Consider the following 14,886-nt stretch of genomic DNA (forward strand, 5'->3'; position numbering starts at 1 on the left):
ATCTGGCGAAACCGTGCGAGGCCACCTCATGCATCTGCATGATGCCCCGGCGCTGGGCACGGCCCCCCGGCCATGCCCAAGCCCGCGGCAATGGCTTGGCGTTACTGGCCCTGGGCCAGGGAATAGCCCAGCTTGCCGTTGAAACTGAACAGGTTCTCGGTCTTGCCGATGGAGATCCCGGCCTCGACCAGCCGGCTCTGCAGCGCGATCACATCCTGCGCCGTGCCCGTGCCCGCGAACTCGAAGCGGCCACGGAACTGGTCGGTGCAAAAAGTCTCGGGCAGGCCGTTCGGCCACACCTTGGCGCTGCGGTTGGTGATCAGCGTCAGGGGCAGGGCCTCGGTGGCGGCGGTCTTCAGGATGGCGGCCAGGGCCTCGGTGCCGTCGCGCCATTCCACGAAGATGTCCACGCCCTTCAGCACCTTCTCCTCCGGCACGCGGCGCACCGGGGGCGGCAGGGGCACGGCGCCCTTGCTGGGTTGGCAGGGCTTCAGCTTCTTCGGCACCTCGCCCATGCGGGCGATCACGGCCTGGGTGAAGGCCTTGGTGCCGACCTTCTGCTTCGTCTCGGGGCCGGACATGTCGCCAGTGTGGATGCCGGCCTCGATGGTCGCGGCCCAGGCGTTGAAGGCGCGCGCCGCGGCCTCGCCCTGGCCGGCGAATTGCAGCATCTCCACCCCCGCCAGGAACAGGCCGGAGGGGTTGGCGATGCCCTTGCCCGTGATGTCCGGCGCGGAACCGTGCACCGCCTCGAACATCGCGCCGTGCTCACCGATATTGGCCGAACCAGCGAGGCCCACGGAACCCGCGACCTCGGCCGCGATGTCGCTGACGATGTCGCCATACAGGTTGGGCGTGACCACCACGTCGAACCGCTCGGGGTTCACGGCGATCTTGGCGGCGCCGATGTCCACGATCATGTGGTCATGCGCGATCTCGGGGTATTCGGCCGCAATCTCATCGAAGCAGCGATGGAACATGCCATCGGTCAGCTTCATGATGTTGTCCTTGACCAGGCAGGTCACCTTCTTCCGCCCGGCCAGGCGCGCGAAGTCGAAGGCATAGCGGATCACGCGCTCGCTGCCCGGGCGGGACAGCAGCTTCAGGCACTGCACCACCTCGTCGGTCTGGCGGTGCTCGATGCCGGTGTAGAGGTCTTCCTCATTCTCGCGCACGATCACCAGGTCCATGTCCGGGTGATAGGTGGGCACATAGGGGGCATAGCCGCGCACGGGGCGCACATTGGCGAACAGGCCGAGGCCGGTGCGGATCGTCACGTTCAGGGATTTGTAGCCGCCGCCCTGCGGGGTGGTGATCGGCGCCTTGTACAGCAGCTTGGTGCGGCGGATGGAGGCCCAGGCATCGTCCGTCAGCCCCGAGGTGAAGCCGGCCTTGTAGACCTTCTCGCCGACCTCGATTTCCTCGATCGCCAGCCTGGCGCCCGCGGCTTCCAGAATGGCGAGGGAGGCTTCCATGATCTCGGGGCCGATACCGTCTCCCCGGGCGACCGTGACGGGCGTGGTGCCCGTCTCGGGTTTCAACTGCGCGGGAGAAGGCTGGACCGTCATGCGGAAGCTCCGGGCATATGTTGCGGTGCGTTAGTTGCGCCGCAACAGAGTGAAAGGCAAGCGGGCAGGCGGGCCCGCCCACGCTTCCTGGGCCATAAAGCCTTCGGAGTCCTTGCTGCGCCGCAAAGGCCTCACCGGCCGGGCGCGCCGCCCTTTGCGCGGCGGGATGGCTGCGCGGCTGGGGCTTATGCTTCCGGCGGAATCACATTCGTCCTGAGGCCCTTCAGCAGCACATCCCGCATCGTCTCGGCGCTTTTGCTGCGGATGTCGTCCCAGGCCTCTGGCGTGTGGAAGGCGCTGTGCGGGGTGATCACGAGGCGCCCCTTCAGCCATTCCTCCTTCGCGCGATAGGCGCGCAGCAGGCTGGGGAAGGGCTCGACCGGCGGTTCCACCGGCAGCACATCCAGCCCGGCCCCGGCGATATGGCCGCTGCGCAGCCCGGCCTCCAGCGCGTCCAGGTCCAGGATCGGGCCGCGCGCGGTGTTCACCACCACGGCGCCCGCCGGCAGGTGGCCCAGCGCGTGGGCGTTCACCAGCCCATGGGTTTCCTTCGTCAGCGGGCAATGGATGGACAGCACGTCGGCCTGGGCCATCAGCACCTCCAGGTTCGGCGCGCGGCGGATGCCCAGGGCGCGTTCCACCCCGTTGGGCAGATGCGGGTCGAAGAACACCACGTCGAAGCCGAAGGCCTTGGCCCGCAGCGCGGCGGCGGTGCCGATGCGCCCCAGCCCCAGCACCGCGAAGCGCTGCACCGACATCCGCCGGATCAGCGGCGTGCGGATCACGCCCCAATCCGCCGGCGGGGTCTCGCGCTGGGTTTCGTGATGCAGGAACAGCCCGCGCCGCAGCCCCAGCGCCAGGGAGATGGCGTGATCCGCCACTTCCTCGGTGCCGTAATCGGGCACGTTGCACACGGTGATGCCGCGCCGGGCGCATTCGGCGCGGTCCACTCGGTCATACCCCACGCCCATGCGCACCACGACGCGCAGCTTGGGAAAGCGCGCCAGCTGGTCGCCCGGCACGGCCAGGCGCAGGGTCATCAGCCCCTCGGCCTGGGCGCAGAGCTCGTCCGGCAGTTCCGACAGATGCGAGCGAGCCGAACCGCGCAGGATGCGCGCGCCCGCGCCGAAGATCGGTTCCTCGACATGGTTGTCGGGGTACAGGCCCTCGGGTTCGAGAATGATGGTCATTGTTGTCCTCCCGCCCGCAGAGTGCGGGAGGATGCGGGTGCGGGCAATCGGCGCCTTGTCAGGCAAGCCGGGCGGTCATCCCCTCGGTGCGCGCCCGCACCTCGGGCGGGGCGAGGCAACTCGCCAGTGCCTCCTGGCCCGGGGCGCCCGGCCAGGGGGCCACGCGCATCGGCGGGCTGTGGTTGGCGGGGCAGAACAGGATCGCCTCCTCCGGCCCCACCGACCCCAGCTCCAGGATCGCGCTGGAGCGCGTGAGCAGGAACAGCGGCCGCCCGCCCGGCCCGCGCCGGCGCAGATGGGCGGCCAGCGCCTGCTGCGCCGCCTGGTCCAGCCCCTGTTCCACCAGATCCACCACCAGGGCGGCCGGCCCTTCGGCCTCCAGCCCGGTCAGCAGGGTCAGCAGCGCGTCAGAGGCGGTGGCGCCATCCTCCTCCAGCCAGGCCAGGGCGCGTTCCACCCGCGCGCGCAGGGCGGGGTCGGCGGCCAGCAGCGCCCGCGCGGCCTCCACCGGCCGTTCCAGCCCCAGGAAGGCGGCGCCCGGCAGGGTTTCGGCCAGGCGCCGGGCCAGCCGGGTCTTGCCGCTGCCCAGGGGGCCGGTGATGTAGGTCAGCGGCTTGAGGTCGCGCAGCTCGAACCGCTCGCCGCCCCAGGGCCAGGGCAGGTCGAAGGCCACCGCGATTTCGGCGGCCGGGCGCAACAGGCGGCCCAGTTCGCCGGTGGCCGGGGCCTGGCCCCGCGACAGGCCGGCCCGCAGCGCGCGCACCTTCGCCACGGTTGCGGCCAGGTCGCGCGCCCGGTCCTCCAGCGCCGCCTGGTGCAGGGCCAGGGCGGGCTCCAGCGCCCGCGCATCGCCCGCCAGCACGCGCGCCACCTGCGCCAGGCTGAGGCCGAGCGCGCGCAGCGCCGCGATCTCACCCGCCCGGGCCATCTGTTCGGGGCCATAGGCGCGCCAGCCGGCCTCGCTGCGCGGCGGGGCCAGCAGGCCGCGCTGCTCATACAGCCGCAGCGCCTTGCTGGAGACGCCGAGCCGACGGGCGGCCTCGGCGGGGTTCAGGAACCGGTCGGAAGGGGGCACGAATCACCTCATGGCGGGTTGACCGTGCCGTCTATCGGGCCAGCCCCAGGGGCCGGGTCAAGCCTCAATCCAGCCGGGTGAAGCGCAGCCCCCGCGCGCGGGAGCCATTGACCAGCAGCCCCGTCACCCGCCCGGCCTCGCTGCGGGTGAAGCGCACATCCCACCAATGGTCGAACAGCGCGCCCGGGCTGTGGAAGCGGGCGAAATCCTCGGCCAGCCCCTCGGTGCGGAAGGGGCCGGAGCGGGCGTGCGGGCCCTCCACCGTCCAACGCCCGTCGGGCGCGATGGTCCAGGTCGCGTCCAGGTCGGGGCAGACATAGGTGCCGGGCGCGTCCTCCGGCAGCGGCAGCGGACCGTTGGTGCGGATCAGCGGCGCGGAATGCCCTGCTTCCTCATGCAGCAGGAAGGCCTCCCCATCGCGTTCCAGCGCGAAGTGGATGGTGCCGCGCGCGGAGGCCAGCCGGCCTTCCTCATTGGGCGCGAGCGCGAAGGCGGTGCCGTTCTGCCGCGCCATCGGGCGGCCCTTTTCCACCCACAGGTCGAAGCTGCGGCCGCCGGGGGTGATGTCCTCGGCTATCCAGCTGCCGGTGATGCCGTCCAGGCTGGGCAAAGCGGGGGCGGGGTGCAGCACGCGCTCCAGCGCCGCCTCCAGCATGGATTGCGCGAGTGCCCCGGGGTCCGCCGCGCCGTTGTTGCTGATGACGATCACCGCCACGCCCTGCTGCGGCACGCGCTGGAACGCCGTCTTGAACCCCGGCCACAGCCCCCCGTGGGAGGTGATGGAGACACCGCGCCATGTCTCCACCTGCAACCCGCGGCGATAGGTGTTGGGGGTGCCGTTGGTGAAGGGCAGGGGGGTGACCAGCTGTTCCTCCAGCCCCTGGAAGGCCCCGCCCTCGCAGGCCGCGACCCACAGCGCCAAGTCCTCGATGCCCGAGACCAGCCCGCCCTCGCCGCCCAGCGCGAAGCCGTGCGGCGCGCGGATGAAGCCCGGCCCGCGCCGGACATAGCCAGTGGCCAGCCCGGGCACCGGCACATGCACATCCGGGGTGTGGCGCGTGCGCGTCATGCCGGCGGGGGCGAAGATGCGGGTTTCCAGGAAGGATTCCAGCGTGTCGCCGGTGATCTTCTCCACCACCAGCCCCAGCAGGCGGAAAGCGCTGTTGGAATACAGGAAGCGGCTGCCGGGCTCGAAGTTCAGCCCCGCGCTGCGCGCGATCGCGGCATCCAGCGACCCGCCGGGGATGATGGCCGACAGATCCACCCCGCCGCCGCGCATCAGCTCCAGCATGTCCCGCACGCCGGAGGTGTTGCGCATCAGGTGGTCCAGCGTCACGCGGTCGCCCCAGGCGGGCAGGCCCGGCAGGTGCTGGCTGATGGGGTCGGCGGGGGACAGCTTGCCCTCATTCGCCAGCAGCGTGACAGCCGCGCAGGTAAACTGCTTGGAGACGGAGGCGATGCGGTACAGCGTGCCGCGGGCGGTTTCGGCCTGCCCCTCGATGCTGGCCAGGCCGCCGGCGGCATGGACCACCAACTGGCCGTCCCGCACCAGGCCGATGCTGGCGCCGGGCTTGCCCGCGAAGGGGGCCAGCAATGCTTCCGCGCGGCGCGCCAGCCGCAATTGCCCGAGGTCGGTCATCCCGCTTCTCCTATCGCGCGGCCCAGGCGTGCAGCAGCACGCCCTCGGCCAGCTTGTTCTGCACCGTGTAGTCCGTATCGGCCGCCCCGCCGCGCGCGGGGTCGGTGAACCAGCGCCAGAGGAACAGCCCCTCGATCGCCGGGCGGTCCAGCCGGCGCAGCCAGCGGGCCAGCGCCTCCGCCTGCACGCGCGGGTCGGGCACCGAGGCGCGGTCGCTGGCCGGGTTCATCGCGGCCCCGGCGGCGGAGCGGATGCCGAGCTCCGCCACCCAAATCTTCTTGCGGGTGCGGGCTTCCAGGCGCTCCAGCCGTTCCACCTCCCGCTGCATGGGGGCGGCCCATTCCTGGGGGCGGTCGTCGGGCCCCAGGGGGCGGAAGATGCGCGTGGCCACCGCATCCAGCAGGGGCCAATGGGGGAAGGCCTCGGCTTCCTCGGTGTCGGCCGCGACATAGGTCAGCCGGCCGCGGAAGGCGCCGCGCAGGGCCTGGATCACCTCCCGCCACTCCGGCCGGGCGGTGGCGCCGCGAATCGCCTGGCCGATGGAGAAGGCCTCGGCCCCGGCCTCCTGCGCCAGGCGGGCCAGGGGCAGCAGCGCCTGGGTATAGGCCGCGAACCAGCCCCGCCAGGCGGCGTCGTTCGCGGGGGCGATGGCGCCGGGGGCCGCACCCTGCACCCACAGCTTGGGCTTCACGAAGACGCGCAGCCCCATCTCCCGCGCTTGGCGGATGCCGGCGGCAACCAGGGCGTCGGGCGAGTCGCCCCCGCGCACCACGGCGGTGGCGGCGGGCGATTCCTGCCAGAGGAAGGGCATCACCGCCACGCTGTCCGCCCCCAGCGACTGCATCAGCCGCAGGCTGCGCCGCGAATCGGCGCCGCCCGGCGGGGCCTGCTCGGTGACCGCCAGGTTGAAGCCGCGCCAAGGGCCAGTGGCAGGGCGCGTCTGGGCCAGGGCGGGGACGGGCGCCAGCAGCAGCGGCAGGGCGCGGCGGGGGAACATGACCCCTCTCAATCGAGGAAACGCCGTGGCCGCAGGCCCAGCTGGAACCAGTTGATCATCGAGTAGATGTCATAGACCGGCACGCCCAGCAGCTCCTGCACATCGGCGGCATAGGGGGGCATGTTGGTGCATTCCAGCACCACGGCGCCCAGGTCCGGCACGCGGCGCTTCAGCTCCGCCGCCGCGTCCAGGATATCCTGGCGGGCGAGTTCCACATCCATGTCCTCGCGCGCGGCCTCGATCAGCACGGGGAAGAATTCCACGCCCGTCTCGGTGCCCACGATGGGGGTGTCGAGCGGCACGCCGGCGCCCTTGAGGTGCGCTTCCGTCAGGCCCTTGCTGTTCACGGTGATGATGCCCACCCGCTGGCCGGGCGGCAGGGTGGCCTGCACCCAGGGCACCTGCATCAGGGAGGAGGTGGCGACCGGCACGCCCAGCGCCGCCGCCATCTCCGCCTGGAAGATCGACAGGAAGCCGCAATTCGTCGTGATCCCCTCCGCCCCCAGGGAGATCAGTTCCCGCGCCGCCTCGATGAAATCGTCCAGCAGGCCGCGCGCGCCGCCCACCACCACTTTTTCCGGTGAAGCGCCCTTCACCACCTTGAACAGCACGGGGAAGGGCCAGGTCTGGCCATTGCCCATATCGCCCATAATGCGCGGAAAACGGGCTTCGAGCATCAGGATGCCGAGCGGCGCGCCATAGATGGCCTTGCCGCCGCGGGCGGGTTTCTTGCCGGAGTTCTTCATGCACGGCACTGTGCACGCCATCAGCCGACCGTGGAAGCCGAGGACCCCCCCCCATGCAGCGCCGTGCCCTTCTTACCGCCAGCTCCCTGCTGGCCGCCCCCGCTCTCGCCCCCGAACTCTCCCCCGCCTGGGCGCAGGAGCGTTTCCCCTCCCGCCCCATCACCCTGCTGTCGGGCTTTCCGAACGGGTCGGGCATCGACATCTATGCCCGCCGGATGGCCGAGCCCCTGCAGGGGATTCTCGGGCAGCCCATCGTCATCGACAACCGCTCCGGCGCGGGGGGCAACATCGCCTCCGAATTCGTCGCGAAGGCGCGGCCGGATGGCTACACCCTGCTGTTCGGCACGGCGGGCACCCATGCCATCAACCAGTCCCTGTACCGCACGCTGCCCTTCAACGTGATCGACAGCTTCACGCCCATCACCCATCTGGGCGATGTGCCGAACATCCTGACCACCAGCATCGAGAAGCGGCCCAACCTGCGCGGCTGCCCGGATGTGCTGGCGGCGGGCCGCGCGCGGCCGCAGGCGATCTCCTATGCCTCCACCGGCAATGGCGCCTCCACCCATCTGGCCGGGGCGCAGTTCGCCGCGGCCGCCGGGATCGACGCGCTGCACGTGCCCTATCGCGGCCAGCCCGGGGCGCAGGCCGCGCTGCTGTCGGGCGATGTGGACATCTTCTTCAACCAGTCCGGCCCCGCGCTGGGCGGTATCCGACAGGGGCTGACGCGCGGCCTGGCGGTGACCACCGCCGAGCGCCTGCCCGCCGCGCCGGAAATCCCGACCGTGGCCGAGGCCTGCAACCTGCCGGGCTTCGTCTCCACCACCTGGTACGGCCTGTTCGGCCCGGCGCATATGCCGGCCGAGATCGTGAACACGATCAACACCGCCGTGCAGCGCGTGATCCGCGCGCCGGATTTCGTGCAGTGGCTGGTGCAGAACCAGGCCATCTCGTTGCCGCCCGTCTCCACCCCCGCCGAGTTCGCCGCCATCCAGCGGCGCGACGTGGCCAGCTGGGCCGAGGTCGTGCGCCGATCCGGCGCCTCTGTCGATTGAAGGTCCGTTGATGTGATACCGCCCTGGATCCTGTTCACCGTCTCCGCCGCCGGCTTTCAGACCTGGCGCACCGCCAAGCAGCAGAAGCTGCGCGGCAGACTTTCCGTGAACGGGGCCGGGGTGGTGCGCTACCTCTATGGCGTGCCGGCGGGGTTTCTCATCCTGGGCGGCTATCTGGCGGCGTTCGGCGGGCAGGTGGGGGCCTTCACGCCCCTGTTCCTGCTGCTGTGCATGCTGGGGGGGCTGGGGCAGATCCTGGGCACCAACCTGCTGATCATGAGTTTCGACAGCCGGGGCTTCGCCGTCGGCACCGCCTATTCCAAGACCGAGGCCATCCAGGCCGCCGTCATCGCGCTGCTGTTCCTGGGTGAGTCGCTCTCGCTGCTGTCCTGGGCGGGCATCGCGCTCAGCGTCTGCGGGGTGCTGACCCTGTCCTTCGCGGGCAAGGGCTTTTCCCTGGGCGCCTTTGTCGAGGCCAGCATGCAGCGCGGCGCCTGGCTGGGGGTCTCGGCGGGGTTCTGCTTCGCCATCTGCTCGATCTTCATCAAATCCGCCAATATCGCGCTGGAAGGCGGCGACCCGGTGCTGAAGGCGCTGGTCTGCCTGGTGGTGATCAACGGCATGCAGACCGCCATGCAAGGCGCCTGGCTGCTGTGGCGCGAGCCGGGCGAGGTGCGACGGGTGTTCGCCAGCTGGAAGGATTCGATGTGGGTGGGCGCGCTGTCGGCCAGCGGCTCGGCCTGCTGGTTCTCGGGCTTCGCGCTGGCGCCGGTGGCCATGGTGCGCGCGGTGGGGCAGGTGGAGATCCTGTTCACCCTGCTGGCCAGCCGCTTCTACCTGAAGGAACGGACGACCATGACAGAGCGCGTGGGCGCGCTGATCGTGGTGTCGGGCGTGGTGCTGGTGCTGCTGGGGCGGCGCTAGGGCCGATCGACAATCAAGTTGCGGGTGCGTCTGGCGGTGCTTTTCCACGCCAGCAGCGTCAGAACCCTTGCCAATGCCTCAGCATTGGCGGCGGCTTCTTCCTCCCTGGCGCGAAAAATCCCCGGCCAGCCGCCTCCCGAACCTGATTGTCGATCGGCCCTAGAGCCCGCCCCTGGCCACGCCCGTGTCAGAAGTCGCTGACCCGCCCTTTTCGTTCCCAATCATTGAACCGTGTCGGTTCCGGCCCGCTCGGCCCGCCATCTTCCACCGCCTTGTCCGAGAACGGCCGTTGCGGCCGGTTCAATTTCGTCAGCGGCAGAGAGGGCCGGGGCGCGCCGCGCGGCGCAACCTCCGCCTCGGCGGCGGGTTGGGGATCGGGCTCTTGCTTATCCTGGGTCATGGCCCCCATGTGCCATGCTGTACGCGCGTATCAAGGGGTTGGAGGCATGGGCGGGTATTTTCGCACCTTCGTGTTGCTGGCGATGCTCACCGCGATTTTCGTGGCGGCGGGTTCGGCCATCGGCGGACGGTCGGGCGCCATGGTGGCGCTGGTGGTCGCGGCGGGGATGAACCTGTTCGCCTGGTGGGGCAGCGCCGGCATGGTGCTGCGCATGCACAACGCCCAGCCGCTGACGGAGGCCGACGCCCCGCGCCTGTTCGGCATGGTGCACCAGTTGGCCCAACGCGCCGGCCTGCCCATGCCCGCCCTGTACCTGATCCATGAGGACCAGCCCAACGCCTTCGCCACCGGCCGCGGCCCTTCGGACGCCGCGGTGGCGGTGAATTCCGGCCTGGTGAACATGATGAGCGAGGAACAGGTGGCCGGGGTGGTGGCGCATGAGCTGGCGCACATCAAGCACCGCGACACGCTGGTGATGTCCATCGCGGCCACGCTGTCGGGCGCCATCGGCATGCTGGCGCAGTTCGGCGGCATGTTCGGCAACAGCCGGGACCGGCGGAACGGGGGCTCGGCGATCGCGGCCCTGGCGCTGATGATCCTGGGGCCGATCGCCGCCATGCTGGTGCAGATGGCCATCAGCCGGTCCCGGGAGTACGAGGCCGACCGCGAGGGCGCCGAGATCTGCGGCGACCCCGAATGGCTGGCCAGCGCGCTGGAGCGGCTGGAAAGCTACAAGGACAGTGCCGTGAATGAGGGCGCGGAGGCCAACCCGGCCACGGCGCACATGTTCATCATCAACCCGCTGCACGGGTTTTCCATGCAATCCATCTTCGCCACCCACCCCGCGACGCAGGAGCGCGTGGCACGGCTGCGGATGATGCGGCCCTCTGGCGGGGTGTATCTGGAACACGCATCCCAGGGCGCGCGCGGCCCATGGGGGGGCAAGGGCGGTGGCACGCCGCCAGCCAAGGGCGGCAGCCCCCCGCCCGCCAAGGGCAACAGCCCATGGACCAATCCCGGGGGCGGTAAGCCGCGCTCGCCCTGGGGGTAAGGCGCCGCCCCGGCTTGCGCTGATCAGAACGAAATGCGAACATAAGCGCTGTGCCCAAGGACCGGGCACCGGAAAGGGTTGGGGCTGGGTTGGCCAAGGACAAGCTGCGTTACGTCTGTTCCGCCTGCGGCGCCGTGCACGCGAAGTGGCAGGGCCGCTGCGATGCCTGCGGCGAATGGAACACGATCACCGAGGAAGCGCCGGTGCAGCGCGGCCCCGGCCCCGCCGCCAAGGCCGGCCCCGGCCGTCGCCTGGAATTCGTCGATCTGCAAGGCCAGAGCGAACCCCCGCCCCGCACCCAGACCGGCCTGGCGGAGCTGGACCGCGTGCTGGGCGGCGGCTTCGTCGCCGGGTCCGCCGTGCTGGTGGGCGGTGACCCGGGCATCGGCAAATCCACCATCCTGCTGCAGGCCGCCAGCCGCATCGCCGCCGCCGGCAAGCGCACGCTGTACATCTCGGGCGAGGAAGCGATCGCCCAGGTGCGCCTGCGCGCGCGTCGCCTGGGCCTGCATGAGGCCCCGCTGGCTCTCGCCTCCGCCACCAATCTGAAGGACATCGTGGCGACGCTGGAGGCCGAGCGCGACGCGGCGCTGGTGGTGATCGACAGTATCCAGACCATGTGGCTGGACAGCCTGGATTCCGCCCCCGGCACCGTGGCGCAGGTGCGCTCCTGCTCCGCCGAGCTGATCCGCGTGGCCAAGGCCGCCAATTTCGCGCTGGTGCTGGTGGGCCATGTCACCAAGGAAGGCACGCTGGCCGGCCCCCGCGTGCTGGAGCACATGGTGGATGCCACGCTGTATTTCGAAGGCGATCGCGGCCATCAGTTCCGCATCCTGCGCGCGGTGAAGAACCGCTTCGGCGCCACCGACGAGATCGGCGTGTTCGAGATGACGGAGCGCGGGCTGATGGAGGTCGCTAACCCCTCCGCCCTGTTCCTGGCCGAGCGGCGGGGCAACATCTCCGGCAGCGCCGTCTTCGCGGGGATCGAGGGCACGCGGCCCGTGCTGGTGGAGGTGCAGGCCCTGCTCTCGCCCAGCAATGGCGGGTCGCCGCGCCGCTCCGTGGTGGGGTGGGATGGCGGGCGGCTGTCCATGCTGCTGGCGGTGCTGGAGGCACGCTGCGGCCTCGCCCTCGGCAACAACGATGTCTATCTGAACATCGCGGGCGGCCTGCGCATCGCGGAGCCCGCGGCCGACCTGGCCGTGGCCGCCGCCCTGGCCTCCGCCGCCACCGACCAGCCCACCGACCCTGGCATGGTGTATTTCGGAGAGGTCGGGCTGTCGGGCGAGGTGCGCCAGGTCTCCCAGCCCGAACAGAGGCTGCGGGAGGCCGCGAAGCTGGGCTTCACCGCCGCCACCCTGCCGCGCCGCACCAACCGCAAGGGCAAGCCCGCCGCCGATGCGCTGGGCCTGCATGAAATCGGTCACCTGGCCGATCTGGTGGCGCATTTCGCCGCGAAGACGGTGAAACAGCGTTCCGGTTAGGGGTGGACAACTTGTCAGGACAAGGGTGAAGCTTCGGCATTCCGTGCCGGAGCGAGCCATGACGACCATCCCTGTCCTTGACCTGCAACCCCTGAAGGACGGCGTGCCGGGCGCGCTGGAAAAGCTGGGCGCCGAGCTGCGCCACGCCTTCACCGAGGTCGGTTTCTATTTCGTCCGCAACCACGGCATCCCCGAGGAGCTGCTGGACGCGACCTTCGCCGAGGCCGAGCGCTTCCACGGCCAGCCGCTCGAAGCCAAGCTCTCGGTGAAGATCAACGAGCACAACATGGGCTACATGCCCATGCGCGGTGCCACCACCCGCGTGAACGCGGTGGGCGATGTCGCCCTGCCCAACGCCAATGAGGCGGTGTTCTTCAAGCGCGAGCTGACGCTCGACCACCCGGATGTGAAGGCCGGCCTGCGCTTCCGTGGCCTGAACCAATGGCCCGCCGGCCTGCCCGGCTTCCGGGAGCGCATCCTGGCCGCCTGCGCCGCTTTCGAGGGGCTGGGGATGTCCCTGCTGCCCGTCTATGCCGTGGCGCTGGGCAAGCCGGCCGATTTCTTCGCGCCCTTCTTCAACGACCCGATGTTCACCCTGCGCATGTCCCACTACCCGCAGCAGGAACCCACGGCGCCGGAGAACGAATTCGGCATCGCGCCGCATGTGGACACGTCCTTCATGACGATCCTGGCGCAGAACAAGATCCCCGGCCTGTCGCTGCGCACCACCGAGGGCGACTGGATCGACGCCCCCGCCCCCGAGGGCGCGCTGCTGGTCAATGGCGGCCAGCTGCTGCGCCGCTGGACGGACAACCGCTTCCTGGCCACGCCGCACCGCGTCATCAACCGCTCCGGCAAGGAGCGCTACGCGATCCCGTTCTTCTTCGACGCCAACTACCACGCCGTGATGGCGCCGATCACGGAGGACGGCACGCCCGGCCGCATGCCGCCCATCACCTATGCCGATTTCATGACCGGCTATCAGAAATCCAACTTCCACCACGCGGCGGAAAAGCCGAAATCCGACGAGGGCGTGGAGCTGCAGGGGGTCTGATGCGCATGCTCACGGCCTTTCGACGCGGCCTGCTGGCCGCGTCGCTGCTGCTCGCCCCCCTGGTGGCGCATGCCCAGCCCCAACGCCCCCTGCGCATCGTGCTGGGGCAGGAGCTGGCGGTGCTGGACCCCATCATCAGCACCAACAACGCCACCCGCCAGTTCGGCTACATGGTGTTCGACACGCTGGTCGCCGTGGACAGCCAGGGCCGCTACCGCCCGCAGATGCTGGAGAACTGGCAGGTCAGCGAGGATGGGCTGCGCTACACCTTCCGCCTGCGCGAGGGGCTGCTGTGGCACGACAACACCCCCGTCACCGCCGAGGACTGCATCGCCAGCATCCGCCGCTGGGGCGCGCGGGACGGGCTGGGCCAACTCCTCCTCGCCGCCACCGCCAGCTTGGAGGCGAATGACGCCCGCACCTTCACCCTGACCCTCTCCCGCCCCTTCGGCTTTGTGATCGAGGCGCTGGGCAAGCCCGGCACCATCGTGCCCTTCATGATGCCTGCGCGGATCGCTGCCACCAATCCGAACACCGCCATCACGGAATTCATCGGCAGCGGCCCCTACACCTTCAACCGCGCCGAATGGCGCACCGGCGACCGGGCGATCTTCCGCCGCTTCGCCGGCTATGTCCCCCGCCAGGAACCGGCCGACGGGCTGGCCGGCGGCAAGGTGGTGAACTTCGACACCGCCGAATTCGTCTCCATCACCGATGCCTCCACCCGTGTCGCCGCCCTGCAGGCGAATGAGGTGGACATGCTGGAATTCCTGCCGCCGGACTACGTCGGCAACCTGCGCCGCAGCCGCGGCGTGGTGGTGCGGGGGGTGGGGCAGTTCATGCCCTATGTCAGCCTGAACCACGCCCAGCCGCCCTTCAACAACCCGCTGGTCCGCCAGGCCGCCCAGGCCGCGCTGAACCAGGAGGAGATCATGGCCGGCATGGGCCTGCCGCCCGACCTGACCCTGCGGGACTGCACCAGCATCTTCGCCTGCAACACGCCCTATTTCATCGAGGCGACCCACCCCAACCTGGCCCGCCGCGGGGTGGAGCGCGCGCGCGAACTCCTCCGCCAGGCCGGCTACAACAACGAGCGCGTGGTCTTCCTGCACCCGACCGACTCGGTGAACCTGTCGCCCGTCGCCCAGGTGGCCATCCAGCAGCTGCGCACCGCCGGCTTCAACGTGGAGGAATGGGCCAGCGACTGGGCCAGCGTCGCCGCCCGCCGGCTGAAACGCGAACCCGTGGAACAAGGCGGCTGGAGCGCCGTGACCATCATCTGGCCCAGCATCGATGTGTGGTCGCCCATCACCTTCGCCGGCACGGCCTTCAACTGCCGCAACTACCCGGGCTGGTTCTGCGACGAACCGATGCGCGCCCTGATGGACCGCTACACCGCCACCGCCGACCCGGCCCAACGCCGCGAACTGGCCAGCACCATCCAGAACCGCTTCCATGAGAACGTGAACTTCATCATCGCCGGACAAATGAGCGTGCCCACAGCCTATCGCGCGGAACTGGACGGGGTGGTGCCGTTCGCGTTTCCGATCCCTTGGGGGGTGCGCAGGCGGTGAAGGCGTATGCGGGAAGGGCTCTGCCCTCCCCGCACCCCACCCGCCAGGAGCCGAAAGGCCCCTGGACCCCATCAGTTTAGTTTGGAAGTTGGGAGAGGGGGCGCGACTGGCCTTCCTGCCCGAAGCGCG

At 70.3% G+C, this 14,886-nt stretch carries 13 protein-coding genes; 6 read left to right on the forward strand and 7 right to left on the reverse strand.

Annotated features, from left to right (window positions below):
- Positions 1-101: 101 nt before the first annotated feature.
- The 6 genes from GT007_RS03355 to GT007_RS03380 form a co-directional block, all read right to left on the reverse strand.
- Complete coding sequence (locus GT007_RS03355) at positions 102-1,568, reverse strand: NADP-dependent isocitrate dehydrogenase (protein ID WP_160120156.1); 1,467 nt, start codon at positions 1,566-1,568, stop codon at positions 102-104.
- Positions 1,569-1,753: 185 nt separating this feature from the next.
- The gene (locus tag GT007_RS03360) at positions 1,754-2,758 is read right to left on the reverse strand and encodes a C-terminal binding protein (protein ID WP_160120157.1); all 1,005 of its coding nucleotides are present in this window, start codon (positions 2,756-2,758) and stop codon (positions 1,754-1,756) included.
- 58 nt (positions 2,759-2,816) lie between these two features.
- Complete coding sequence (locus tag GT007_RS03365) at positions 2,817-3,833, reverse strand: MerR family transcriptional regulator (protein ID WP_160120158.1); 1,017 nt, start codon at positions 3,831-3,833, stop codon at positions 2,817-2,819.
- Between the two features lie 64 nt (positions 3,834-3,897).
- A complete protein-coding gene (locus GT007_RS03370; protein WP_160120159.1) occupies positions 3,898-5,472 on the reverse strand; it encodes a serine hydrolase domain-containing protein in 1,575 nt (524 codons plus the stop codon).
- Between the two features lie 10 nt (positions 5,473-5,482).
- The gene (locus GT007_RS03375; protein ID WP_160120160.1) at positions 5,483-6,469 is read right to left on the reverse strand and encodes a glycoside hydrolase family 113; all 987 of its coding nucleotides are present in this window, start codon (positions 6,467-6,469) and stop codon (positions 5,483-5,485) included.
- Between the two features lie 8 nt (positions 6,470-6,477).
- Positions 6,478-7,215 (reverse strand): aspartate/glutamate racemase family protein, encoded by a 738-nt coding sequence (locus tag GT007_RS03380; protein ID WP_160120161.1) that lies wholly within the window; start codon positions 7,213-7,215, stop codon positions 6,478-6,480.
- A 53-nt stretch (positions 7,216-7,268) separates the two neighbouring features.
- On the opposite strand from GT007_RS03380, the gene GT007_RS03385 reads away from it, so the two are divergent.
- On the forward strand, positions 7,269-8,270 hold the full coding sequence (locus GT007_RS03385) for a Bug family tripartite tricarboxylate transporter substrate binding protein (protein WP_160120162.1): 1,002 nt from the start codon (positions 7,269-7,271) through the stop codon (positions 8,268-8,270).
- A gap of 12 nt (positions 8,271-8,282) precedes the next feature.
- Complete coding sequence (locus GT007_RS03390) at positions 8,283-9,194, forward strand: EamA family transporter (protein WP_236571472.1); 912 nt, start codon at positions 8,283-8,285, stop codon at positions 9,192-9,194.
- A gap of 187 nt (positions 9,195-9,381) precedes the next feature.
- On the opposite strand, the gene GT007_RS03395 is transcribed toward GT007_RS03390, so the two are convergent.
- Positions 9,382-9,594, reverse strand: a complete 213-nt coding sequence (locus GT007_RS03395) for a DUF1674 domain-containing protein (RefSeq protein ID WP_160120163.1) — start codon at positions 9,592-9,594, stop codon at positions 9,382-9,384.
- Positions 9,595-9,640: 46 nt separating this feature from the next.
- Between GT007_RS03395 and htpX the strand changes: the two genes are divergently transcribed.
- The 4 genes from htpX to GT007_RS03415 all read left to right on the forward strand — a co-directional run bounded on the left by htpX (position 9,641) and on the right by GT007_RS03415 (position 14,757).
- Positions 9,641-10,645 carry a zinc metalloprotease HtpX gene (gene htpX, locus GT007_RS03400; RefSeq protein WP_160120164.1) on the forward strand — a complete coding sequence of 335 codons (1,005 nt, stop codon included), beginning with the start codon at positions 9,641-9,643 and terminating at the stop codon, positions 10,643-10,645.
- 89 nt (positions 10,646-10,734) lie between these two features.
- Positions 10,735-12,129: a DNA repair protein RadA gene (radA, locus tag GT007_RS03405; protein ID WP_160120165.1), complete on the forward strand. Its 1,395-nt coding sequence runs from the start codon at positions 10,735-10,737 to the stop codon at positions 12,127-12,129.
- A gap of 58 nt (positions 12,130-12,187) precedes the next feature.
- Complete coding sequence (locus GT007_RS03410; RefSeq protein ID WP_160120166.1) at positions 12,188-13,183, forward strand: isopenicillin N synthase family dioxygenase; 996 nt, start codon at positions 12,188-12,190, stop codon at positions 13,181-13,183.
- Positions 13,183-14,757 carry an ABC transporter substrate-binding protein gene (locus tag GT007_RS03415; protein ID WP_160120167.1) on the forward strand — a complete coding sequence of 525 codons (1,575 nt, stop codon included), beginning with the start codon at positions 13,183-13,185 and terminating at the stop codon, positions 14,755-14,757. The genes GT007_RS03410 and GT007_RS03415 overlap by 1 nt, the downstream gene beginning before the upstream one ends.
- Positions 14,758-14,886 lie beyond the last annotated feature (129 nt).

Source organism: Rhodovarius lipocyclicus, from assembly GCF_009900765.1.
Classification (GTDB): domain Bacteria; phylum Pseudomonadota; class Alphaproteobacteria; order Acetobacterales; family Acetobacteraceae; genus Rhodovarius; species Rhodovarius lipocyclicus.